This window comes from Bacteroides sp. (assembly GCF_030151085.1).
Classification (GTDB): Bacteria; Bacteroidota; Bacteroidia; order Bacteroidales; family Bacteroidaceae; genus Bacteroides.
The window spans coordinates 1-25,229 of sequence record NZ_JASLER010000027.1 but is presented as its reverse complement, the minus strand read 5'-3'; the positions used below and the strand labels follow the sequence as shown (position 1 = coordinate 25,229).

The 25,229-nt window shown below is 39.4% G+C and carries 22 protein-coding genes, 1 tRNA gene and 1 pseudogene; 15 read left to right on the top strand and 9 right to left on the bottom strand.

Features of this window, described 5'->3' with window-relative positions; all coding sequences use genetic code 11:
• Positions 1–19: 19 nt before the first annotated feature.
• The 8 genes from Q1W14_RS05010 (at position 20) to Q1W14_RS04975 (ending at position 5,430) form a co-directional block, all read left to right on the top strand.
• A complete protein-coding gene (locus tag Q1W14_RS05010) occupies positions 20–946 on the top strand; it encodes a bifunctional riboflavin kinase/FAD synthetase (protein WP_300699693.1) in 927 nt (308 codons plus the stop codon).
• Positions 947–1,731: 785 nt separating this feature from the next.
• The gene (locus Q1W14_RS05005; RefSeq protein ID WP_300699692.1) at positions 1,732–2,217 is read left to right on the top strand and encodes a DUF3836 domain-containing protein; all 486 of its coding nucleotides are present in this window, start codon (positions 1,732–1,734) and stop codon (positions 2,215–2,217) included.
• 174 nt (positions 2,218–2,391) lie between these two features.
• Positions 2,392–3,186: a type II CAAX endopeptidase family protein gene (locus tag Q1W14_RS05000; RefSeq protein ID WP_300699691.1), complete on the top strand. Its 795-nt coding sequence runs from the start codon at positions 2,392–2,394 to the stop codon at positions 3,184–3,186.
• Positions 3,183–3,857: a DUF2975 domain-containing protein gene (locus Q1W14_RS04995; RefSeq protein WP_300699690.1), complete on the top strand. Its 675-nt coding sequence runs from the start codon at positions 3,183–3,185 to the stop codon at positions 3,855–3,857. Before Q1W14_RS05000 ends, Q1W14_RS04995 begins: the two co-directional genes overlap by 4 nt.
• Before the next feature lie 12 nt (positions 3,858–3,869).
• Positions 3,870–4,319: a DUF2975 domain-containing protein gene (locus Q1W14_RS04990; protein WP_300699689.1), complete on the top strand. Its 450-nt coding sequence runs from the start codon at positions 3,870–3,872 to the stop codon at positions 4,317–4,319.
• A gap of 18 nt (positions 4,320–4,337) precedes the next feature.
• Positions 4,338–4,967, top strand: coding sequence for a DUF2975 domain-containing protein (locus tag Q1W14_RS04985; protein ID WP_300699688.1), 630 nt, complete (start codon positions 4,338–4,340; stop codon positions 4,965–4,967).
• Between the two features lie 15 nt (positions 4,968–4,982).
• Complete coding sequence (locus Q1W14_RS04980) at positions 4,983–5,207, top strand: hypothetical protein (protein ID WP_300699687.1); 225 nt, start codon at positions 4,983–4,985, stop codon at positions 5,205–5,207.
• Positions 5,208–5,220: 13 nt separating this feature from the next.
• Positions 5,221–5,430 (top strand): helix-turn-helix transcriptional regulator, encoded by a 210-nt coding sequence (locus Q1W14_RS04975; RefSeq protein WP_300699686.1) that lies wholly within the window; start codon positions 5,221–5,223, stop codon positions 5,428–5,430.
• Between the two features lie 122 nt (positions 5,431–5,552).
• Here the strand turns inward: Q1W14_RS04975 and Q1W14_RS04970 are convergent, their stop codons facing one another.
• Genes Q1W14_RS04970 through Q1W14_RS04960 form a run of 3 tightly spaced genes read right to left on the bottom strand, consistent with a single transcriptional unit; the run spans position 5,553 to position 7,936 of the window.
• A complete protein-coding gene (locus Q1W14_RS04970; protein WP_300699685.1) occupies positions 5,553–5,978 on the bottom strand; it encodes a SufE family protein in 426 nt (141 codons plus the stop codon).
• 33 nt (positions 5,979–6,011) lie between these two features.
• On the bottom strand, positions 6,012–7,001 hold the full coding sequence (locus Q1W14_RS04965; RefSeq protein WP_300699684.1) for a M28 family peptidase: 990 nt from the start codon (positions 6,999–7,001) through the stop codon (positions 6,012–6,014).
• Positions 6,998–7,936: an LD-carboxypeptidase gene (locus Q1W14_RS04960; protein ID WP_300699683.1), complete on the bottom strand. Its 939-nt coding sequence runs from the start codon at positions 7,934–7,936 to the stop codon at positions 6,998–7,000. Before Q1W14_RS04960 ends, Q1W14_RS04965 begins: the two co-directional genes overlap by 4 nt.
• A gap of 208 nt (positions 7,937–8,144) precedes the next feature.
• Here Q1W14_RS04960 and Q1W14_RS04955 point away from each other — a divergent pair, with 208 nt between their 5' ends.
• On the top strand, positions 8,145–9,092 hold the full coding sequence (locus Q1W14_RS04955) for a phosphate acyltransferase (RefSeq protein WP_300699682.1): 948 nt from the start codon (positions 8,145–8,147) through the stop codon (positions 9,090–9,092).
• A gap of 10 nt (positions 9,093–9,102) precedes the next feature.
• Positions 9,103–10,164 carry a butyrate kinase gene (gene buk, locus Q1W14_RS04950; protein ID WP_300699681.1) on the top strand — a complete coding sequence of 354 codons (1,062 nt, stop codon included), beginning with the start codon at positions 9,103–9,105 and terminating at the stop codon, positions 10,162–10,164.
• Positions 10,165–10,338: 174 nt separating this feature from the next.
• Here buk and Q1W14_RS04945 read toward each other — a convergent pair whose 3' ends face one another.
• The 5 genes from Q1W14_RS04945 to pnp form a co-directional block, all read right to left on the bottom strand.
• On the bottom strand, positions 10,339–11,982 hold the full coding sequence (locus Q1W14_RS04945) for a SusD/RagB family nutrient-binding outer membrane lipoprotein (RefSeq protein WP_300699680.1): 1,644 nt from the start codon (positions 11,980–11,982) through the stop codon (positions 10,339–10,341).
• Positions 11,983–11,999: 17 nt separating this feature from the next.
• A complete protein-coding gene (locus tag Q1W14_RS04940; RefSeq protein WP_300699679.1) occupies positions 12,000–15,323 on the bottom strand; it encodes a TonB-dependent receptor in 3,324 nt (1,107 codons plus the stop codon).
• A 250-nt stretch (positions 15,324–15,573) separates the two neighbouring features.
• The gene (locus Q1W14_RS04935) at positions 15,574–16,509 is read right to left on the bottom strand and encodes a FecR family protein (protein WP_300699678.1); all 936 of its coding nucleotides are present in this window, start codon (positions 16,507–16,509) and stop codon (positions 15,574–15,576) included.
• A 123-nt stretch (positions 16,510–16,632) separates the two neighbouring features.
• A complete protein-coding gene (locus Q1W14_RS04930) occupies positions 16,633–17,193 on the bottom strand; it encodes an RNA polymerase sigma-70 factor (protein ID WP_300699677.1) in 561 nt (186 codons plus the stop codon).
• A gap of 170 nt (positions 17,194–17,363) precedes the next feature.
• Positions 17,364–19,574 carry a polyribonucleotide nucleotidyltransferase gene (pnp, locus tag Q1W14_RS04925; protein WP_300699676.1) on the bottom strand — a complete coding sequence of 737 codons (2,211 nt, stop codon included), beginning with the start codon at positions 19,572–19,574 and terminating at the stop codon, positions 17,364–17,366.
• Between the two features lie 212 nt (positions 19,575–19,786).
• Here pnp and Q1W14_RS04920 point away from each other — a divergent pair, with 212 nt between their 5' ends.
• The 3 genes from Q1W14_RS04920 to Q1W14_RS04910 all read left to right on the top strand — a co-directional run bounded on the left by Q1W14_RS04920 (position 19,787) and on the right by Q1W14_RS04910 (position 22,039).
• Positions 19,787–20,938 (top strand): DUF4369 domain-containing protein, encoded by a 1,152-nt coding sequence (locus Q1W14_RS04920; protein WP_300699675.1) that lies wholly within the window; start codon positions 19,787–19,789, stop codon positions 20,936–20,938.
• A gap of 189 nt (positions 20,939–21,127) precedes the next feature.
• Positions 21,128–21,592 (top strand): transcription elongation factor GreA, encoded by a 465-nt coding sequence (greA, locus tag Q1W14_RS04915; protein WP_300699674.1) that lies wholly within the window; start codon positions 21,128–21,130, stop codon positions 21,590–21,592.
• Between the two features lie 54 nt (positions 21,593–21,646).
• A complete protein-coding gene (locus tag Q1W14_RS04910) occupies positions 21,647–22,039 on the top strand; it encodes an HIT family protein (RefSeq protein WP_300699673.1) in 393 nt (130 codons plus the stop codon).
• A gap of 99 nt (positions 22,040–22,138) precedes the next feature.
• Here Q1W14_RS04910 and Q1W14_RS04905 read toward each other — a convergent pair whose 3' ends face one another.
• Entirely contained in the window at positions 22,139–23,224 is a 1,086-nt protein-coding gene (locus Q1W14_RS04905) for a mannose-1-phosphate guanylyltransferase (RefSeq protein ID WP_300699672.1), read from the bottom strand.
• Positions 23,225–23,381: 157 nt separating this feature from the next.
• On the opposite strand from Q1W14_RS04905, the gene Q1W14_RS04900 reads away from it, so the two are divergent.
• Both Q1W14_RS04900 and Q1W14_RS04895 read left to right on the top strand, forming a co-directional pair.
• A tRNA-Leu gene (locus Q1W14_RS04900) sits at positions 23,382–23,465 on the top strand.
• 476 nt (positions 23,466–23,941) lie between these two features.
• A pseudogene (locus tag Q1W14_RS04895) lies at positions 23,942–25,229 on the top strand (PAS domain-containing sensor histidine kinase); the annotation flags it as partial.

The window sequence follows — 25,229 nt, the reverse complement described above, 5'->3', positions numbered from 1 at the left end:
TCAATTCTCAACTTAGAAAGTGCAACTTTTTACTGAAACATCAGATATTGACTTTTGTCCGAGCGTTGCTACTATCGGCTTCTTCGACGGGGTACATCGGGGACATCGCTACTTGATAGAACAAGTACGCGAAGTTGCTGCTGCACGCGGTCTTACTTCCTCTGTTATTACCTTTCCTGTACATCCCCGTAAAGTGATGCAGGCCGATTACCGTCCTGAACTGCTAACTTCTTGCGAAGAGAAGGTAGCTTTACTTGCCGAAACAGGTATAGATTACTGCATGATGCTTGAGTTTACTCCTGAGGTGGCTCGTCTCTCGGCAAAGCAGTTTATGCAGATACTTAAAGATCGGTATCAGATACAGGCTTTGGTCGTGGGGTATGATCATCGCTTCGGGCATAACCGTAGCGAAGGATTTGAGGATTATGTTCGTTACGGACAAGACATGGGAATGGAAGTGCTGCTTGCACGTGCCTATTCATCTGATGAAAATATAACTGTCAGTTCCTCTATGATCCGTCACTTTCTGCAACAGGGCAATGTTGCGTCTGCTGCTGAATGTTTAAGCTATAATTTCTTCTTAGAAGGTACGGTGGTGGGAGGTTATCGTGTAGGCCGTAAGATAGGTTTCCCTACAGCAAATCTTCGCGTTAATGATCCGGATAAGATAATACCTGCCGATGGTGTTTATGCCGTTTATGTTTTTCTTGATGGTGTAAGATACGGAGGTATGTTAAGCATCGGTTATCGTCCTACTCTTGCTAACGGTACTGACCGCAGTATTGAAGTCAACATCTTCCATTTTAATGCTGATATTTATAATCAGCCTATGCGTATTTCCTTTGTCCGCTATATGCGCCCTGAACTGAAGTTCGATTCAGTTGAAGAGCTTATTGCCCGTATCCGCCAGGATGAAACGGAGGTAAAGGCTGTACTTGAAAAATAACTCTCTGATTTTTGCTTCTTCTTTACTCTTCTCGATTGGATTTGGTTCAAACCCCGTCAAAACTATATGTTTGTTGAGTAGCAGGATTGATATCACTTGCTGTTTCGATGTCCACTTGCTGTTTCGATGTTTATTTGTTCCTACATGGAAAAACAAATCGTTTCAGCAAGCCAAAACGATTTGTTTTAACTAACTGTACAACTAGTTTCAATAAGCAAAACACTTTGTTTCAACAAGCAGAATACTTTATTTCAACAAGCAAAACAAAGTGTATTGATATGCTGAAATATTTTGTTTTACTATAGGAAACAAAGTGTTCAGCGCTATGAACTAAGTATTTAACTCATATTGTCTTCAAGCTAAAACTATGTATTCTCGTGTTTGATTATCGTCTTTTCTTTTCTGACTAGAATGGAGTGTTGCAGATAAAATCATCTGCAACCATCTGCAACAGGTATCTGCAACAGCGTAAACTATTGAAAGATAATTCGGTATAAGCAAAAGTGTGGCAGATGGCAGATGCTTTTTCGAAAACAAACTTTTGTGTAGAGTGGGAGTTGGGTGGTACATTATTTATGGGGAACATTGGCGAACAGGTTTCTGATGCCCCACGCAACATAGATTTTTCTGTGTATTTATCGTAAAACGCATTATTATTATTGTTTTTCGATAAATATTTTCTGTTTTTCTTTGTCATATCAAAAAAAGGTATTTTATTTGCATATCGAAAAACGATAAATGATTATCGAAAAACAAATATGAATAACTTATAAAATAAGATTGGTATGAAAACTTTAGCAATGACAGTAATCTTCGCAGTAACGTTAGTAACTAATGCATTTTGTGGTAATAATCAGAAAGCATTTGCTTACAACGAAGTGATGAACGGTAATCAAGTGGAATCTCAAATAGTATATAAAGTAGAGGATGGTAAATTCTTGCAAAACCACTTGAAGTATAATTTTACTTATGATGCTGCCGGACGTACAGTGAAGAAAGAGACTTTGAAATGGAATGAAATAGATCAGGCTTACGAACGAACCTATTGCTTGAACTATAACTACTCAGAAGCCGGTACAGATGTGGAATATGCATTGTGGGACAATAAAACAACTTCTTATTCGGATGTAAGAGAGAAAGCAGTTTACTTGCAGGACGGTGATAGTGTAAACTACCTGAGCTACAAGTGGAATGAAAAAGATAATGATTGGAATCTGCTGGTAGATCACTCTACTGATAATGAAGACGTGCTGCTTCTGGCGATAAAATAGTATATAAGTAATATAAGGAAAGGTTTAGGTTATGAGAAAAGCATTTATGAGTATTACATTATTGGTGTTATCACTATCTACAGTAATGATGTTGTTGTTGGGAGTTATCGCTTCCGCTTCATGAATTGACAGAGAAAATAAGTATCTTTGCGAACTTTTAAACAGAAAAGAACAATGTGGACGGCTATTAAATTGGTTTTGATTTACTTTCTGATGCAAATGTTGGGGCTATTGGTAGCTTCACCCTTCGGACTGTTATATACATATATTACTTCGGGCAGTTTGGATGTAGACAAAGCTACGAGTTCAACATTAGCACCAGCCATGCTGTTAGGCTTTGTTTTTATGGGGTTGTATTTGTGGCGCACGCATTATCTCACTGGCGATAGAAAACTGTATTCACTTGTATCCTCCTCTTATTTGGCTTGGAGCCTGTGTGCCGGGGCAGCTTCTATTTTTATGATAGACTTCCTGATGTCTGTTTTGACATTTCTGCCTAATTGGATGGAGCAGACATTTGATATATTACAATCCGGTTGGTTGGGTATTCTATGTATTGCCGTGTTGGGGCCGATATTGGAAGAATTGCTGTTTCGTGGTGCAATCACAAAAGTCTTGTTGAAAAAATACAGTCCGGTTAAGGCTATTTTGATATCAGGTTTGATATTCGGGATCTTTCATATAAATCCTGCACAGGTGGTGGGTGCTTGTTTTTCGGGATTCCTGTTTGCCTGGCTTTATTATAGAACGGGTAGCTTGATACCCTGTATCTTGATACACATCTTGAATAACAGCCTTTCTGTGTATTTGGCTTTGAATTACCCGAATGTGGATACTACTGCTCAATTATTGGGAGAGCCGACTTATCTGATTTGTCTGGTGGTAGCTGTAGGGCTGCTCCTGTTTTCGTTGAAGAAGCTGAATGAATACAAATTATCTGCTAAAATAAATACAATAACTGAAGAATGAAAAGAAGATTGAATATCCTTTGTGTAATAGTGATGCTGGTGCTGAGTTACTCGGTGTTAGAAACTGCTTATTATGTCATTGTCGGTGCCAAATTAGGTGTACAGGTTGCAGTCGAAAATGAAGATGACTTGACTGTGCAAAGAGAACTTATGAATATAAAGTATGTCAGTCTGGTTCCTCGGGGGATCTCTATGTCAGGAAATGGTGGTGCGATATTTCAAGATTCCGTCTATAATGAAAAGACAGGGACATATATACCTGCCACTTATTCCGGAATGGCAATTAGTGTGGATACAAAGCCTACTGTGTGGGAGGTGATTTTGAATAAGTTTTTGTTCTTTTTCTTGCAATTTGGTATGTACACCTGGGCTATTGTATTATTTCTTCGCTTAATAATATCTATCAATAAATCTGATATCTTCAATTGGAAAAATGTGCGTCGTTTGCGTAGAATGGGGATAGTATTGATAGTTGGTTTCAGTTGCTCATTTCTTTCTGCCTATCTTAGTAATCGTAGTGTGAGCGAGGTGTTCTCTCTTCATGGATATGACTTGGGAATTTCAGAAGTGGTGGGTACTACTATGTTGGTTCTTGGCCTTAGTTCGCTGATTGTAGGAGAAGTGTTTGCTATCGGACTGAAAATGAAAGAAGAACAGGATTTAACTATTTAAATATTTAGTAATATGGGACTATTTAGAACAAAGAACACAAGTGAGAAACTTAAACAGGTTCTTACAATTCTTACCGTCTTCTGTTATTGGTTTATGATAAGTGGGGTTGTTCGTGCTTGCGAGCTTATTTATAATATAGTACAGGGTGGTGATTATTCACTTTCTGTGATTACTTATACTGTTGCTCCCTCAATTGTTTTGGTTTGCGTCAGTGTATTTATAGTAAAACTTGTGCGTAATGTACGTAGAGGGGAAGTCTTTGTAATGAAGAATGCTCAGTACTTAAAAATAATCGGGGTTATTGTGGCATTAGGAAGTATGGTTCAGCATTATACATCTGCAACCAATGGTTGTTTTGGTAGCTATACGACTTTGTATTTGCTAGGATTGTTTATCATGATGTTAGGAGTTGTCTTTCATATTGGTATCCGTATGAAAGAGGAACAGGATTTAACTATTTAATTGCTTGAGGGTAATGATATGAAGAAGTTTAGAATATTAGGCATATTAGCAATATTGGTAATTGTAGCACAGTTTATATTTTCAATTATTGCAAGTTGGGGTGATGTATCTGACAGTTTCATGGAAGGCTATAATAGTACATATCAGAAGGAACACACTTTTAATTCTTATAGGAGTGTTGCTGTAGCTGTAAGGCCTTTGGAAACAACTCGACTAGATTCTCTAACTAATAGTCTTACAAAAGAAAACGTACCTTATAGAATAGAAGAAATAGATGTTCCTATACTTCCGTCGGTTTGGAGTTCTATTATCATGATTGTCGGAGGATTTTCTGCTTTTGCTATTTTGGGTGGAATTTATTGTTTAATGCGACTCTTGATAGCTATCTCGAAACGTAATGTGTTCTCTCAGGTGAATGTAGTCAGAATGCGTGTTTTTACCTATTCATTTGTGATCTTTCATTTTCTGAATAGCTTGGTAGAGTGGTTGGATCATTTGGAAGTGACTAAACAGATTGCTCTGAAGGGGTATGAGATGAAAGAATTCCATTTGTCTGCTGATTGGATGTTACTAATTATTATAGTTCTATTTACCGAAATATTTGCAGTTGGCGTGAAGATTAAGGAAGAACAAGATTTAACCGTTTAGTAAAGGAGATTTGAAATGAAGAAGAAAGTCAAAGTTAGTTTGTATTTCCTTGCTGGACTTGTTGCAGTTTTGTTGGTGGCAAGTGCTATCTATTTTCTGTTGATATTTCCGCTATTGGAAGGCAAGTTGAAAATTTATATAAGTATGATATGGATGTATCTATGTGTGTTTGCTTATTATTGGCTGACAAAACGGTATACTAATTGGTGGATTATATTAGAAGAAGAAAAGATAAAATAGGGGAGTAAATTATATGATTATAGTAAACCTAGATATAATGATGGCCCGAAGAAAAATATCTTTGGGAGAGTTAGCGGAGAAAATTGACATCACGCCAGCCAACCTTTCCATCCTCAAAACAGGAAAAGCAAAAGCGATTCGTTTTTCTACACTTGAGGCTATATGTAAAGTACTGGATTGTCAGCCGGGAGATATATTGGAATACAAAGAAGGGGAGGAGTAGATGATAAAATTACTACATAGTAGTGTATCAACTACCTATAGGTAATTAACAAACTACTATGTAGTAAATACTTCACTATCTATAGGTAAATGAATCCCTATTGGAGTAGTGTTTAAAAATAATTATTTACTTGCTTTTGCCTTGAATGCTAGTGCATACATCCGCATCTGCCTCACCATAGATAATAAACCGTTGCTACGGGTGGGCGAAAGATGTTCTTTCAATCCTATCTTATCAATAAAATAGAGATCGGCATTTAGAATCTCATCCGCTGTATGTCCGGAGAGTACTTTGATTAGCAATGAAATTATACCTTTTACAATCAGTGCATCACTTTCTGCCTGGAAGATAATCTTTCCATCTTTTTCATCTGCCTGAAGCCATACACGGCTTTGGCATCCCTCAATCAGGTTCTGTTCTGTTTTATATTTTTCGTCAAGTGGTTCTTGTTCATTTCCAAGGTCGATAAGGAGTTGATATCGGTCCATCCAATCGTCGAAATCGTTGAATTCGGCGATAACTTCATCTTGTACTTCGTTGATGGTCATAGTCTATCTATTCTTTAGTTTATATTCGGATAATTATTTCTCGTTGTAAATAACTTGCATCACTGTCTGTCCTACGGCTTGCAGAGTTTCTTTGCTGATGGCATCCATATCATCTTTTTCTGTGTGCCAATGGTCGAAGAAATTGTAAGGCACAATGTCAATGGTAGGAATCTTTGCATAACGATTAATAAACGTATGGTCGTCTGTAACCTCACCACCATCTTTGGGGACAAAGAAGCGATCATAACCTAACTGTTTAGCTGCTTTCCATACTTTACGATTCACTTTTGAGGCGACCTCTTCGGATAATCTTTCGTAACGGAATTCCGGGTCTTTACCACCTACCATATCCAGTAGGATACCAAAACGGGCGTTATAACCTTCTATATGAGGATTGCGTGCCCATGCTTGTGAACCGAGTCCCCAAGATTCTTCTTTATGTTGGCCTTGGTAAGCACTGTGCGTACCATAATCCTCAGCATCTACAAGAATAATGTCAATGCCCAGTTCAGGTTCTTGTTTCTGGATCTGACGTGCTATTTCGAGAAGCACACCCACGCCACTAGCACCATCATTTGCACCCAGAATTGGGGTATAGTGTTTCTTTTCGTCCGGGTCTTGGTCTGCCCACGGACGACTATCCCAATGAGAGAAAAGAGCAATACGTTTTTTAGCTTCGGGTTTGTAGGCGCCGATTATATTTCGTGCTTTCAGTAAAGTTCCATTGTAGGCAGGTAAGTTGATATTCTGATTATAAACCTTTGCGCCGAACTGCTCCAATTTCTGAGCTAAATAATCGCCACATGCTTTATGTGCATCCGTATTCGGAACACGTGGACCGAAATCTACTTGTGACTTTACATACTGATAGGCACTGTCTGCATTGAACTGAGGTACATTGGCAACGCTCTTTGTCTCAGCTTCCTCACTGCTATCCGCAGTTTTCTTGCTGTTATTGCTGCATGCCACTGCCGCTACGATAAGTAACAGTAACAGAGAGGTAAATGTATAATTCCTTTTCATCCTTTATCTGTATTAAAACTTAATTTGACTTCTTTATTACCAACTTCCAAAGTAACTTGTGCTCCATTGATTAAGGGAACATTCATAGTAACGTGACCGACAGGAAAATTAAAACATATAGGATAATCATACTCTTTCACTAAGTCTGCCAAAGCACCGTATAAATCCTTTCCTAGAGATTTGTTCTCTTCATATTCGGTGAATTGTCCGATGATAAGTCCCGAAAGCTTTTCGAGTATGCCACCCAACTTTAAATTATACATCATGCGCTCTACTGCATGAGGACGTTCGCCTACATCTTCTATAAAAAGAATGGTTCCCTCAGCAGGAATATCGTATGGCGTGCCGCGTAATCCATAAAAAACCGACAGGTTGCCACCGCGCAAAATGCCTGCTCCTGTTCCTTTATGGTTCAACTTGTGTGCCGGGCAAACATAGTTGAATGCTTCTTCACCATTTATTGCATTGCCGAATAAGATATCTTTCAAAGCCTGTGCACAGAAATCATCCTCAGGCTCTACCGTCAAGTGGCGTGCCATAGGGGCATGCAACGATGCAAAGCCATTCTGTTGAAACAAATTATGCAGAGCTGTAATGTCACTGAATCCGATGAGCCATTTGGGATGTTTTTTGAACTTGGTAAAGTTTAGTTTGTCCATCAGGTGCACTACACCGTATCCTCCCCGGCTACAGAATATAACTTTGGCTTTTTCGTCATCCATCGCATCTTGCAAATCCTTCACACGCTGGCGGATACTACCTGCATAAGTGCCATTCGCACTACCGGCGTTCTTTGCCAATACTACTTCTAGCCCCCAAGACTTCAAACGTTTGGTGGCTCCCCTCAAAAAAGACTTGTCTATTTTGCTGGAAGGAGAAAGGATGATGACACGGTCACCCTCTTGCAGATATGGAGGAAAAATAAGATTACTCATACACTTTCTGCTATATTTACCGCAAAAGTACACAAAATAACGAAATTATGACCTTTGATTGAGCAAAACGCGTGTAAGAGATGTTAAATATAATAGATGCATAGAATTGCAGTGCGTTATCAAAATGATATTAAACATATAAATTTTCAATTTGTACAATGCTGTATTTCTCGACATTTTTTCAGATATTTGCTAAAAATCTAACTATATGGAACCGATACGGAATTTCGATCAGTTAACCGCTCATTTGAGAACCATGAATAAGAGGAAACGCATAGCAGTAGTTTGTGCCAAAGACCCGAATACAGAATATGCTATAGCCCGTGCCCTTGAGGAGGGAATTGCGGAGTTTTTAATGATTGGCGACTCTGCCATTCTTGAGAAATATCCCACTTTGAAGAAATATCCTCAGTATGTGAAAACCCTGCACGTCGAAGATCCCGACGAAGCTGCTCGTGAAGCAGTACGCATCATTCGCGAAGGAGGCGCAGATATTCTAATGAAAGGTATTATTAATACCGATAACCTGCTGCATGCCATTTTGGACAAAGAAAAAGGATTGTTGCCTAAAGGTAAGATATTGACGCATCTGGCCGTAATGCAGATACCTACGTATGATAAACTTCTATTCTTCTCCGATGCGGCGGTGATTCCACGACCTACGTTGCAGCAACGCATCGAGATGATTTGGTATGCTATATGTACTTGCCGGCAATTTGGCATTACAAAGCCTCGTGTTGCCCTGATACATTGTACGGAGAAAGTGAGTGCCAAGTTTCCGCATTCATTAGACTATGTCAATATCGTGGAATTGGCTGAAGCAGGAGAGTTTGGAAATGTTATCATCGATGGTCCGTTGGATGTAAAGACCGCTTGCGAGAAAACCAGTGGTAATATCAAGGGAATCGTTTCACCTATTGACGGTGAAGCCGATGTATTGATATTTCCGAATATAGAATCGGGTAATGCTTTCTATAAGGCTGTTTCTCTCTTTTCGCATGCCGATATGGCGGGATTGCTCCAGGGACCTATTTGTCCGGTGGTATTACCTTCGCGAAGCGACTCCGGTTTGTCCAAATACTACAGCATTGCAATGGCATGCCTTACCAGCAATGAGCAAATGGAAGGATGCTTGCACTGTACCTCTAAATCTTAATTTGTAAAGTATGAAAATTCTAGCAATCAATCCCGGTTCCACATCGACAAAAATAGCTGTGTACGAGGATGAAACTCCCATCTTGGTAAATAACATTCGACATACAGTAGAGGAGTTGTCTGAGTTTCCCCGTATTATCGACCAGTTTGAGTTTCGCAAGAATCTGGTGTTGGATGCATTGGAAGCTAAAGGTATTCCTTTTGATTTTGATGCTATTGTAGGACGGGGAGGGCTGTTGAAACCCATTCCTGGTGGAGTGTACGAGGTGAATGATGCTATGCTCGATGATATTGCTCATGCCATGAGGAGCCATGCGTGCAATCTTGGCTGCCTTATTGCTGCTGAATTGGCTACCTTACTTCACGATTGCCGTGCTTTTATTGCTGATCCGGGTGTAGTCGACGAATTAGAAGAAGTAGCTCGTATTACAGGATCTCCCTTGATGCCCCGAATCACTATTTGGCATGCTTTGAATCAACGTGCCATTGCCCGTCGTTATGCTGCCGAGCATAATCTGTGTTATGAAAATCTTAGTCTGATTGTTTGTCATTTGGGTGGTGGAATATCTATAGGAACGCATTATCACGGTCGTGCCATTGATGTGAATAATGCTCTTGACGGTGAAGGCCCTTTCTCACCCGAACGTGCCGGAACACTTCCCGCTGGTCAGTTGATAGACCTTTGTAACTCCGGACGCTTTACTAGGGATGAATTGAAAAAACGTATTTCCGGCAGTGCAGGTCTTACTGCTCACCTAGGTACAACCGATGTGCAGGTTATTGTAAAACGGATTGAAGAAGGTGACAAACATGCTGAGTTGGTGTTAGATGCCATGATTTATCAGATTGCCCGCGGTGTTGGAGCTTCTGCTACGGTGCTCTGTGGTAAAATTGATGCTATTTTGCTGACGGGAGGAATGGCTCATTCCGATTATATAATTTCACGTTTGAAAGAACGTATTTCCTTCCTTGCTCCTATTTATGTCTATCCCGGAGAAGATGAATTAGAAGCATTGGCATTGAATGCTTTAGGAGCTCTGAGAGGGGAGCTGCCGATACAAATATATCAGTAAATGCATCCTCTTTTTGTTTCGAGCAGATAACATAGTTCCGACCTGACATCTTTATACTACTCCTGTACTAGATATAAGGAGCAAAGCCCCCAAAGACTTTGCTCCTCCCAACCTTCTTTCCTTGAAACTAATAGATAGAAAACACCACTAATCAAAAATATACTTTATTGTGACTCAGAAATTATTCTTACCTGCATCCCACCAAAGGCGTGTTCCGCCATTGTCGGGCCCGCCTAATGCTGATATAAGTGAGCTATATTGTGTTGGATTCGACTTGGCTAAATCTGCAGGAAATGGCAGGCGACGAATCATTATATCAGTGTCAATAGCTCCATTGCTCTTATTTACTACCACTTTAAACAATTTAGGATAGCCTGTACGACGTTGTTCAGTCCAGGCTTCTGTCCCTTCAGGATAAATTGCTAACCATTTCTGTGTTATTATTTTCTCGAATTGTTCTTCAGTACTTTTAGCATCATTCCAATTCGGAGTAGTTTTAATCAAAGCTTTCATATCAAACTTCTCGTCAAATGGATCTTTATAGTCAATAGGCACTGCATTACTTTGCAGGTACCTATCGGCTCCACCTACACTCCATTGCTCGAAGGATGTTTGTACACCTTTCTCGTAGCACTCTTTGGCATTCTCTGATGAAATACCTCTCAAAGCGGCCTCTGCACGTAGGAACCAAACTTCTGCTGCTGTCATAAGAATAGGATTTGTTGTTTGGCTAACGGTACTCTTCGAACACATTTTATAACGATTGTCAGCTGTTGTCAGGCCTGTCCCTTGCGGTACTCCTTTATAGGTTCCGGCATAATCGAATTTGCTGGTCAAATGCTGTGTTACATTGTTGTCATCTACCCATGTAATTTCTTTGCCACTTGCTCTTTCATAGAATTTGCCGATGCGTGGGTCATTGTATCCTTTTAAAACGGATTCCATAGTGGCGCCCATAAATACTTCTCCCCACGATTTGTTGAGTTCCCCTAACGGATTTGTATAGACTTCTGCGGTAGAAACGGATATCACTTCAGTAGAGAATTCTAAAAACTCGTTCAAGTCGAATGATTTTTTGGCTTGTTCTGTAGCCAGTGTTTTATCCACATTGGCTACACGCATTGCTAAACGCAAACGCAGAGAGTTACCGAACTTTATCCACTCCGCTAAAGTTTTACTCGGAGTCAGCATATCTGCATCCTTGTAGGGTTCTACTCCGGGATTAGTTTTAATAAATGATCCCAATGCACTAATACCACTTTCTAAATCTGCAAAAAAATGCTGATAGGCTGTTTTCAGATCATCTACATTATCCCCTTCTTGCCCGAATTTGCTGTAAACCAATGGCCCATAGCAGTCAGCAACGCGATGCATCAGTTCTACCTTTAGTATTTTGGTGATAGCTAATAACGCAGGTTGGTTGGCATTGATTTGTGTGCACTTCTGGACCTCCGGCATAATATAAGAGTAGTTGTACGCCCAATGTGTGCATGTCCATCCATCGTTTAAGGCATATACAGTGTTCTTATCGTTGAAGGTTTGATTCATATCATGAAAATAGCCTGCAAACATATCTTGCCCTAGGTTCTGTGCTATCTGGAAAGTCCAGTTTCTTCCGGCACCCCAATCATAATTGAAGTAAATGCCACTTTGAATAATCTCAAACTTTAAAAGATATTTTTGGAAATCATATTCCTGTAAATCAGAATTAAAACCCGCATGGTTTTTATTATCCGACACGAAATTGCCAGTGCATGCAACTGAGGTTCCCAATAATCCACCTGCTAAGAGTACTGCTAAATATTTAGTATATTTCATAATCGCAAGAGTTTGAATTAGAATGTAAATTTGATATTGAAACCAATATTCCTATTTGTCGGCATACCGAATACATCGACACCTTGCAGGGTGTTTCTTACTGATAGAGTTGCATCCGGGTCAAAAGGTGCATCTTTGTAGAAGAAAAAGAGATTGCGTGCAACAAGTGAAAGGTCAAGACCTTTGAATACTTTTGTTTTTTCCAGAATAGATTGCGGGAATGAATATCCCAATGACAGTTCACGGAGACGTATGTTGGTGGCATTGTACATATAATATTCGGAGATACCATTGCGGTCACCAACGGATTTATAGAAACCGGGTACATTATTAAAACGATTCCCTTCAAACTCCACGTATCCTCTATCACGTGCCTTTGCTGTTTCGGCTGTTACGCCTTTCTGATCTAAAATAGCTTGGGTTAATGACATAACATTTCCACCGGCTCTTATATCAATCAAGAAGTAAAGGCTGAATCCTTTGTAGGTGAAAGTATTACTCCAACCTAACATGAAATCTGGGTTTGAATTACCTAGGTAATCATTATTGCCGGTATTTACAACCGGAGTACCATCATCGTTACATTGGATTTTACCGTCTTTGCGTACAAATGCATTTCCATAAATATCGCCCAGCGAGCCACCCTCTTTTATGCGTATTAAATAAGCCATCGAAAGGCCCGGATCGCCGTATGTGAATGATGTGTAATCAGGATGTAACGATACTACTTCATTGTTGTTAGTAGAGAAGTTTATAGCTGTTTTCCAGCGGAAATTGTCATTCATTAGTGGAGTACCATCTACTGTAAGTTCAATACCTTTATTACGGATCTTGCCAGCATTAATATATCGGTATGCATATTTATCTCCGGCAGCGGTAGGCATTCTCAGTAATTGGTTTTTTGTATCGGTTTGATACCATGTGAAATCAATACTCAGGCGATTATTGAAAAATCTCCATTCTGTGCCGAATTCGATTGAATTGCTGATTTCCGGTTTTAAATCACCTTTGTGATATGTATCGGCACTCTGAAGTACTCCACCAGCTGTAATGATATCTACCAGATTAGTATTACCTATAGGTAAATCGTTACCTACTTGTGCCCACGAACCACGGATTTTACTGAATGAAATCCAATTGGGCAGTTTAAACGAATTGCTCATAATCCAAGATAGACCCACTGACGGGTAGAAGAAACCGGAATTCATACTTTCAGTATGTGCCAATGTTGATGACCAGTCATTGCGTGCTGTAACATCTAAATAGATTGCGGCATCAAACCCTATTTGTGCCGTACAGAATATGGATTGGATGGTACGCCTCTGGTCAATTGCCTGTTCAATTGATGAATTAGAACCTGTAACGATGTTGGCTACTGTAAATAAATTGGGTTTATAAAGTGAGGCTATCTTTGAGTCTAGCATCAGGGAATTGACTTTAGTTTTATTGATGCTAGTACCGATAGCTGCGTTCAGTGACCATTTATTCCATGCTTTATTAAACAATGCCATCGCATCTGCATAAGTCTGGAATTGTTCTGCCTCTGACCAAATGTAACGCCCGTTGCTTTTACCTTTGTAAGTACCGGTGATGGTAGGTGAGGTTGAAGCATAGATGTTTTGATTGAACTTGTCGCTCGCATAATCTATATTACCTCGCGCTTGTAAGGTCAACCAATCATTTATCTTCAAAGAAACCCCTAGAGATACCAATGCCCGATAACGTTTATTATTGTTGATTACCCTGTTCTTAATCCAATATGGATTTTGTGTCCATTCCGAAATATCAGTAAACCAATTTTGGACAGGCATATTATTACGAAGAGGATCGCCTACCTCAAATTCTTTAGCATATTGAGATATGTCCATACCACGAGGGAAGCTATATAAATCTACCAAAGGATTCAGATAGAGACCACCTGATGCAGTACTGTTTTGAAGCTTCTGAGTCATCAGAGTGGCGTTGCCGTCTAATTTTAACCGATCGTTAAAGAAGTTAGCTGTTTCGCGCAATGTAACATTGTGTTTTTGTAACTTATTGGAGTCAATGATGCCTTTAGCAGTAGTGTTGGCATAAGAGAAATAAGTTTGCATTTTCTCATTACCACTTTGTAAAGATATTGAATTGATAGCTGTTACTCCATTCTCAAAGAATTTGCCTACATTGTCGTAATCAGTCAAAGCCTTGTTTTTTCCCCAACTGTCAGTGCCGCTGGGACCATAAGTATTTTGAAATTCGGGAAGACTGGTTGCCTGGTCAACCGTCAGATTTGAAGAGAAAGTAACTCTTTGAATACCTGCTTTACCTTTCTTTGTAGTAATTAGAATAACCCCATTAGCTGCTTGAGAACCATAGAGAGCGGCAGCGGAGGCTCCTTTTAGAATGCTCAGGCTTTCAATATCATCCGGATTTAAGTTGGATATGCCGTCACCGGCATCACGGTTAACGCCGTCGTTCTGACCGCCCATAACGGTGGAAGTAGATTCGGTAGATATATTTTGCATAGGTACACCGTCGATAACATACAATGGCTGATTGTTTCCACCTTCAAAAGCAGAACGGCTACCACGGATGGAAACTTTTGCAGATCCGCCAAGTCCTGCTGCGCTTTTATTGATTTGCACACCAGCAGTTTTACCGGCAAGTGCATTAATCATGTTAGGGTCTTTGGCACGTGTCAGTTCTTCACCAGCTATTTGTTGAGTAGAGTAAGTCAATGAAGATGCTTTCTTCTGAATACCCATAGCTGTTACAACTACTGTTTCCAAAGTTAATGCTTCTTCTTTCATTTGAATGTTAAGTATCCTCTGCCCATTTAGAGTTACGGTAATGGGTTGATAGCCTATATAACTTATTGTTAACGTGGAATTTGTTGGAATATTTATAGCAAATTCGCCATTCAAATCTGTGATAACACCATTTGCGGTCCCTTTTTTGATGATGTTGGCGCCGATGATGGGTTCACCTTTTGGATCAGTAACTGTACCTTTGACGATTACCTGTTCTTGTTTCATACCGAGTACACTTTCTGTTTTTTTGCTATTTTTAGTTAGTACAATATTCTTACCCTCCATTACATATTTAATATCAGTGCCTTTGAACATTTCATTCAGTACCTCGGCTACAGACTTATTATCTGCATCTATGTTTACAGTACGACGTACATCTACACTTTTTTTGTTATATACAAACAGGTATTCAGTTTGCGACTCAATTCTAGTAAGAACCTGACCTACCCTAAGTTGAGCATTGGGAATGCTTACTTTGGCATTTTGGGAGTAACTGTTTGTACTATATACTTGGAATGTTACAAACAAGAGAAGAATTAAGGTAATCTTCATAGTTATGCTTAATTTCTAAACTTTTTGGGCAAAAAAGTCCCATCTAAGAAAATTTTCTCATATCTTTGTCATTGTGTTAAGTTAATAAATTGATTAAGGTCGATTTTTGACTGTTTATGATCGGAAAGTATGGGGGTACTTTCCGATCTTTTTTTATCAAAAAGTGAGGGGTATTATTTTGACTGTTTCTTTTATACTTTCATAATGTTCTAAGGTTTTGAAAGGTTAGTACTAAATTTAGAGGTTGCTATTATTCATATATGATTATAGAATCTTTATCTTCATTGATGCTATACTTGAACGGATGATCTTTAGAGATTGTCCGCAAAATATGTTCAATACCGTCTTGCTCTCTGAACTTGCCGGTAAGACCTGCATGGTCTAGCAATTTGGGACTGGTTACGGTGATTTTAACATTATAGTATTTTTCCAGTTTATCCAAAATACCACCAAACGGTACATCGTCAAAGCAATATAATCCTTCTTTCCATCGCAAATATTCGTAAGAGGGGAGAATCGCCTTTTTGTATTTTCCATCATAGTTTGCGAAAAACTCCTCTTTTTTCAAACGGGTTACTACTTGTTCATTATGTGTAGTATATATATCTATAATACCTTCTACCAAGGTCGTTTCAAATTCTTTGCTACCCTTGTAGGCACAAACATTGAAAGAAGTTCCCACTACTCTTACATTATGCATCTCTGTATTTACGTAGAATGGAATTTTCTTGTTTTTGGCTACTTCGAAATAAGCTTCTCCATCCAGTTCTACATTACGTTCATTGCGACCGAAATTGCTTGCATACGTTAAAGTGGATTTGGAGTTCAACCAAACATGCGTACCATCAGCAAGTGTAATTTGGGCACGTTGTCCGGCAGGCACAGTGATGGTCTGCAACTGTGCATCTTTATTATATAGATAGTCGGCAGTCATGAAATAACCACAAACACCTATAATGATGACAGCAGCTATGCGGGCAGTCCAACTTAGCATAGGAGTAAGGCGTATTGTCTTTTTCTGTTTGGTATCCTGTTTGTCAGAGAATAGAGAAATATCATACAACATACGTTCTTTCAGGAAAACTTCTCGATTCTCTTCGGTGGCTTCTACCCAATCCAGAATTTGCTTTTCTTCGTCAATAGTAGCAGTGCCCTTGAAATATTTATATAACAATTCTTGGTTCATCGTAAATTAATTGGTTGGTTATTAAATCTGAGTTTCATGCCCTTTCCATATATATAACCGTCTAAGTTACGACTACCCTATGGAAAAATCAAATTTATTTTTGATAGAGGGTGTTTTTAACATTTAAAGGAGTATCGAGGCTAGATAATCTTTCAACTCAAGGCGAAGAATTCTCAATGCCTTTGTGATATGTGCCTCTACGGTTTTAAGCGAAATATTCAGTTGTTCGGCAATTTGTTTGTTAGGTAGATCTTGGTAGCGGCTTAGCATGAAAATAGCTCTGCTTTGTGCCGGCATCTTTTCCAATACCTCATGTACTATATGTTGTATCTCGGAATTGAATATCTGGTCGGGTTCGCAAGCTTTCAAAGTAGATATACGCAAATCTAGTTCACGTTGCTTGTGGCTGTTTATGTCTTCTTCAGCACGCATGCGTATCTGCCTGTGCTCTAAAAGATTGAGAGACTTGTTCTTAATTATGGTAAGCAGCAGAGCATGTAGGTTGCTGTTTTGCTCCCAACGGTCCCGGTTTTCCCATAAAGCTATCATAGATTCCATTAAAACATCTTCTGCTTCTTCTTTATCTCTAAGATAAGAATAAGCAAAAGCTAGGAATTTTTCTTGGTTCTCCTGAAAGAATCGAGAGAAAAGATTCATAGTATGAAGGTTTCCGGTGTCAGGCATTTTTCTAGTGTTTTAACTATTTTCAAGGTTTAACGTAACAAAACAACATAATCTTTTTGTAATATGCAAACATTATGCTTTGTTTTTCTCTTTAAACTTGCCTTTTTTTGACAAAAAGAAAACCCGATGGGTTATCCATCGGGTTTCTTGAATATAATTAAGATACGATTTTATCTTCTTTCTCTTCTCTCACCTCTTTCAGGTCTTTCGCCTCTCTCGTGTCTTTCTCCTCTTTCAGGTCTCTCAGGTCTTTCAACATAACCTTCAGGTTTTGGCATCAATACTTTGCGAGACAGCTTGAATTTACCGGTCTTAGGATCAACATCCAGCAGTTTTATTTCAATCTCATCGCCTTCTTTAATGCCGGCTTCTTCTACTGTTTCCAGACGTTTCCAGTCGATTTCAGAAATATGGAGTAATCCGTCTTTTCCGGGTAAGAATTCTACAAATGCACCGTAAGGCATGATAGAACGTACTTTACCTTTGTATACTTCACCTACTTCAGGTACAGCTACGATGCCCTTGATCAAGCGTATAGCATCGTCAATACATTTTTTGTTTGTACCGGCAATTTCGATTCTACCTACATTATCCACTTCTTCAATGGTGATAGTAGCACCGGTTTCTTCCTGCATACCTTGGATAATCTTTCCACCAGGGCCAATGATTGCTCCAATGAATTCTTTAGGAATAGTCATTGTCTCGATTCTCGGTGCATGTGGCTTCAGATCTTCACGCGGTTCAGCAAGGCAGTCGGTTAGTTTACTTAAGATATATTCGCGACCTTCTTTGGCTTGTAACAAGGCTTTTTCCAGAATCTCGTAAGACAATCCGTCAACCTTGATATCCATTTGAGTAGCAGTGATACCATTTTTAGTACCTGTTACCTTGAAGTCCATGTCACCCAAGTGGTCTTCGTCGCCAAGGATGTCAGACAATACTGCATATTTATCTTCACCGGCGTTCTTAATCAATCCCATAGCGATACCTGAAACTGGATTGTTGATTTTCACACCTGCATCCATCAATGCCAAGGTGCCGGCACATACAGTAGCCATAGAAGAAGAACCATTAGATTCAAGAATGTCAGAGACTACACGTACTACATACGGATAATTAGCAGGAATTTGTCCTTTCAGCGCACGCCATGCCAAATGACCATGACCAATTTCACGACGACCTACACCACGTTGTGCTTTAGCTTCACCTGTAGAGAACGGGGGGAAGTTATAATGTAGCAAGAAGCGTTCTTTGCCATGTTCTAATACGTCGTCTACCATCTTTTCGTCCAACTTTGTTCCAAGTGTAACGGTAGTTAAAGATTGTGTTTCACCACGTGTGAAAACAGCTGAACCATGAGGTCCGGGTAAGTAACTGGTTTCGCACCAAATGGGGCGGATTTCAGTAGTCTTACGTCCGTCCAGACGCTTGCCTTCGTCCAAGATAGAACGGCGCATTGCTTCTTTTTCTACATCGTGGTAGTAACGGTCGATAAGTGCTGCTTTCTCAGCTAATTCCTCTTCAGAGAGTTGAGCCTTGAATTCTTCGCGGATAGCATCGAAAGCATCCATGCGTTCGTGCTTATTCTTGTTGCCGGAAGCGGCAATAGCGTATGCTTTTGCGTAACAAGCATTGTGAATAGCCTTGCGAAGTTCTTCATCGTTCACTTCGTGGCAATATTCACGTTTTACGGTAGAACCCACTTCTTCAGCCAGTTCTATCTGAGCTTTACATTGAACCTTGATAGCTTCGTGAGCAACCTTCATAGCTTCCAATAAATCAAGTTCGGAAACTTCGCTCATTTCACCTTCCACCATCATGATGTTTTCATAGGTAGCACCTACCATGAGGTCCATATCAGCTTTTTCCAACTGATCGAAAGTCGGGTTGATAATGAACTGACCCTCAACACGTGCAATACGTACTTCAGAAATCGGTCCGTTGAAAGGTATGTCAGAAACAGCAAGAGCTGCAGAAGCTGCAAGTCCTGCCAGTGCATCGGGCATATCAATACCATCGGCTGAGAAGAGGATGATATTTACATATACTTCTGCATGAAAATTATCGGGGAATAAAGGGCGGAGAGCACGGTCAACAAGGCGGCAAGTGAGGATTTCATAATCAGAAGCGCGTCCTTCACGCTTTGTGAAACCGCCGGGAAAACGTCCGAATGCGGAGAATTTTTCTTTGTACTCTACCTGTAACGGCATGAAATCTGTTCCGGGAACTGCGTCCTTAGCGGCACAAACAGTAGCTAAAAGCATGGTGTTGCCCATACGAAGCATTACAGAACCGTCTGCCTGTTTTGCCAGCTTTCCCGTTTCGAGCGTGATGGTTCTGCCATCAGGGAGCTCGATTGTCTTAACAATTGGGTTAATCATAAAAAATGTTTTATATCTAATTTTCTTTCAAAATTCGTGCAAAGATACATATTTTATTCGTGTAAAATGGTGGGAATGAGATAAAAAGTTTGTATTTATTCGTTTTTTACACTTTTCTATGTGGAAGATACGAAGAAAATGCTTTGACTAATGTTGAAAAGACGTATATTTGCAAGCATGTTTGCAAAGAAAAGATAAAACTAAGATACGATATGAAGAAAATCTTTTTTGTAGCACTTGCGGCTGTAGCATTGAGTGCGTGTAATTCCGAACCGAAGTTTAAAGTGGAAGGTGAGGTATCGGGTGCCGATGGCAATATGCTTTATTTGGAAGCCTCGGCTTTGGAAGGTATTGTTCCTTTGGATTCTGTAAAGTTGAAAGGTGACGGATCGTTCAGCTTTAAACAAGTACGTCCTGCTTCTCCAGAATTTTATCGTTTACGTGTAGAAGATAAAGTTATTAACTTCTCTGTCGACTCTACAGAAACGGTTCAGGTGAAAGCTCCTTTCACAGACTTTTCTACGGCTTATGCGGTAGAAGGTTCTCCTAATAGTACGAAAATAAAGGAATTGACTCTAAAGCAAATACAACTTCAAAGTAGTGTAAATGCATTGATTCAAACCATGCAGGCGCATAAGATAGGAGCGGATGTTTTTGAGGACAGTCTTGCGGTCTTGTTGAAGAACTACAAGGATGAAGTAAAGATCAACTATATTTTTGCTGCTCCTAATACGGCTGCTGCTTACTTTGCTTTATTCCAGAAATTGAATAACTATTTGATATTCGATCCATTGAATAGTAAGGATGATATCAAATGTTTTGCTGCTGTTGCAACCAGCTTGAATAATTATTATCCTCATGCAGACCGTTCTAAGAACCTTTATAACATTGTGATAAAGGGTATGAAGAACACGCGTACTCCCCAGCAGAAAGTCTTGGAAATTCCTGAAGATGCAATCTCTGAAACCGGAGTAATTGATATCAACCTTCGTGATATGAAAGGTAATGTACGTAAGTTGAGCGATCTGAAAGGTAAAGCGGTTATTCTGGACTTTACAATTTATCAGAGTGCTACATCGGCTTCTCATAATTATATGTTGCGCGATTTGTATGATAAGTATGTAGGTCAAGGTTTGGAAATTTACCAGATTTCTTTGGATGCTGACGAGCATTTTTGGAAAACAACTGCTGACAATCTGCCATGGGTTTGCGTACGTGATGCCAATGGAGTTTACTCAACTTTTGCTTCGGCTTATAATGTACAGTCAGTTCCTGCAGTCTTCCTCATTAATAAAAATAATGAGTTAAGTGCCCGTGGCGAGACTATAAAAGACCTTGAAGCAGCAGTGAAAGCATTGCTGTAACTTGTTATAAATTAGAAGATTTAATTTAAATATGTTACAAAGCAGCATTTTTTGCTTGACACGCATTATTTAAAAGGCTATCTTTGCAAAGGAAATCGAAAAGAGGGTTCCAGCATGCTGCTCATGTTGGAATTCTTTTTTGTTTATAGTACCATTAAAAACTAATATAATAATTAAGGAGGAAAAAGTATGGCTTATATGTCAGAAGAAGGCTACAAGAAATTGATGGCCGATCTAAGGCAACTGGAGACGGTAGAACGTCCGAAGATTTCGGCTGCAATTGCCGAAGCACGTGATAAGGGTGACTTGTCGGAAAATGCAGAGTATGACGCTGCAAAAGAAGCACAAGGTATGCTCGAAATGCGCATCAATAATCTGAAACTTACTATTGCCGATGCTAAGATTATTGATGAATCGAAGCTTGGCACGGATTCTGTACAGATTCTTAATAAAGTGGAACTGAAGAATGTGAAAAATGGCATGAAAATGATTTATACCATTGTTTCGGAAAGTGAAGCCAATCTGAAAGAAGGTAAGATTTCTGTAAATACACCGATTGCTCAAGGTCTACTTGGTAAAAAGGTGGGTGATGTTGCAGATATTAAGGTTCCGCAAGGAATGATTCACTTGGAAGTAATGAACATATCAATTTAATTGAAAGGCAAGTCCGCGTGCGGGCTTGCCTTAATTTATATATCGCATAAAGCTATGGCAACAATATTCAGCAGAATTATCGCAGGAGAAATTCCCTGTTACAAAGTCGCAGAGAATGATAAGTTTTTTGCATTTTTGGATATCAATCCGATGGTGAAAGGTCATACTTTGATCATTCCCAAGCAGGAAGTGGATTATATTTTCGATTTGAATGACGAAGATTTGGCGGCAATGCATGTATTTGCTAAAAAAGTGGCACTTGCCATTGGTAAAGCTTTTCCCTGTAAGAAAGTAGGTGAAGCAGTGTTAGGTCTGGAAGTCCCTCATGCCCATATACATCTGATTCCGATGCAGAATGAGAAAGATATGCTTTTCTCTAATCCTAAGTTGAAACTTACGGATGCGGAATTCCAAGCTGTAGCCGAAGCTATTCGCGCAGCACTTTAAGAAGTTTATTTTCCTCCCTTAAATAAACAGAAGCGGGAGTTGAACACTGGTTCAACTCCCGCCTTTTTATTCCCTATCTTTTAACTTTCAGCTTTTAACTTAAATGTAGTCATCGCCCAATTTAATTTGTGCATCATTGACATATTTACGGATTGCATGCTCTTCATCTTTTTTGCAAATCAGAAGTACATTGTCCGATTCTGCAATAAGGTAACCTTCCAGACCATCAATAACTGCAAGTTTATTGTCGGGCAGTACTATGATATTATCCTTGCTGTTATAAATCATTGATTGGCATTTCAGGGCCACATTGTTATCACTATCTTTTGGCGACAAGTCATAAAGAGAACCCCATGTGCCTAAATCCGACCATCCGAAGTCACCTAATGATACATATACATTATCTGCTTTCTCCATAATACCGAAGTCTATGGAAACATTGGGACAAGCTGGGAAATTCTCATCGATAAATTTCTTCTCTTCGGGTGTGCCATACACTTTTTTACCGGGCGCTAATTTGGAAGCTAATTCGGGCAATAACATTTCAACAGCTCTTATGATGCTATTTACATTCCACATGAAAAGACCGGAATTCCAATAAAATTCTCCACTCTCCAAGAATACCTTTGCCAATTCCAGTTCCGGTTTTTCTGTAAATGTTTTTACCTTGTGGCAATTCTTGCCTACTGATTCTGCAATTTGTATGTAGCCATAGCCTGTTTCAGGACGATTAGGCTTAATACCCAGTGTTAGTAATTTATCGGATTGTGAAACAAAAGCTAAGCCGTTTTCAATAGCAGTAAGAAACTCACCCTCCTTTAAGATTAGGTGGTCCGAAGGAGCTACTACGATATTAGCATTTGGATTGAGTGCTCGGATATGATAAGATGCCCATGCAATACAGGGCGCTGTATTGCGGCGTGTCGGTTCCAGTAATATTTGTTCGGGTTTAAGTTCGGGAAGTTGTTCTTTTACGAGATCAGCATATAAATCGTTTGTAACGATAAGTATGTTTTCGACTGGTATTACTTTTTTGAATCGGTCAAAAGTCTGTTGCAGTAATGAACGTCCTGTTCCAAAGAAATCCAGAAATTGTTTAGGGAGTGTTTTACGACTGAATGGCCAGAAGCGGCTGCCAATACCTCCACCCATAATCACACAGAAATTATCCTTATTGGTTACCATGTTATTTGTTTTAAAAGTTTCTGCTAATGTACGGTATATTTTATAAAGAAGGAATGCTTAAGATATGTTTTCTTGTTTTTTTCGAGTTTTTTTATGAAAAGTATTGCAGGATTGGAAAAAAGCCGTATCTTTGCACCGCATTTGAGAAATCAAATATGCCCAGATGGCGGAATCGGTAGACGCGCTGGTCTCAAACACCAGTGGATTCACTTCCATCCCGGTTCGACCCCGGGTCTGGGTACTGAAGCGGAGAAAGTTGAAAGACTCTCTCCGTTTTTCTTTTCTACCCCTCGTAACTCGTTGGTTTACTGATAGATTAAATGTTACAGTTCTTGTACCACTTCATTAATCGTTCAAAGGACGGGCAATCGATGGAAAACAAATGAATACCATATATTGTAGTAAGCTTGAGTTCAAGTTATAAATGCGACACTTTTTTCTATTTCATCAGCGTCATACCTGATCCTATATCACAAATAGTGTTCAATGCGGATATAAACAACAAAAAGATGAACGTAATATTCGAATTTGTCATTGGATATTTCTTTGGCATTTATTTTTTCCTAACTTTGCCAAGGATAGTTGAGAAGCTTTTGCCATTTTATATTTTAATATTTATCCAATATGCCAAATCAGAATACATTTCTGTATCCCCCTTTGACATTTCGAATACTTGCGGTTGCTATTCTCGCTTGTTTATTTCTGGTGCCCAAGACGATGGCTGATACAAAAGATCAAGAGTATATTGTTCTTATCAGTTCTTCCACTTTTCGTGAGAAATGGGCTTATGATTTACTTGAAACTGTAGAAAAGGCATTCAATGAAGAAAATTCAGTGAAGGTATATTTGGAGACTCTCACAACATGGCATTTCAATAATCAACAGGAAATAGATCAGAAGGTTGATTATCTAAGGGATAAATATTCTGTGCCTCCCCAAGCCGTCATATTTGTAGGCGATCCGGGATGGTACGTTTGTAAACCGCTTTTTGACACTAACTGGAAAGGAGTACCTACAATTATTTGCCACTCGATGCCGCATACGTCGGCTGATATAAATAAGTACTACAATGGCGAATATATACCTGAAGATCAGATTATCACTAGACCGGAAATGCTGGAGCGGTATAATGTGACTGCCATAAATATTCCTGTTTGTATTAAAGAAACCATAGAATTGATGAAGGAGATTACTCCTGAAATGAAAAAGGTTGTCTTGTTATCGGATGACAGATTTATCTGTTCTCTAATTCGGAAAAAAGCAGAAGAAATACATCAGCAATACTTTTCTGATTTGGATATGGAATTTATTACATATCCTCAGACAAATACAGAAACAATGCTCCGCATGATTAGTGAATGTGGTAAAGAGACAGGTATTATCTACTGTTCATGGGTGAATGTGGCCGGTCAGAATTTGTCTGAAAAGTATTATCCTGATGAGAGAATGCATTCTTATATTTCCGGTATAGTTAAAAAGCCGGTATTCTCGTTGTCTGACCAGTTCACGAGGGGACATGCCTTATTTGCCGGTGGACATTATATCGGTAGTACCGATGTTGAAAGTGCAGTCATCAGTGAAATCAGAAGTGCATTGAAAAAGGATGGTACATACGAGGCGAAAACGGTTGTTGCCGGTACGCCCAATACCTATCTTAATTACCAGACACTGCTTGACAAGGGAGTTGCATTAGATCACTTTCCTAAAAATGCGGTTTATTGTGATGTTCCGCCCAGTTTTATCCAGAAGAATATTATTTATGTTGTGATTGTATTGGGCACTGCTATTGTACTCCTGCTATTTTACTTTATGCACAAGCGTATCAAAAAAGTGAGAGAAACGGAGTGGCAAGAGCATCTGCATTTGCTTGAAAATATTCTCGACAACCTTCCTATTGCAGCCAAGGTGAAGGATGTCGATAATGATATGCGTTATACTTTTATAAATAAAAAGGCTGAAGAGCTCTTTGAATATCCGGCTAAGGAGGCGATTGGAAGAACTGATT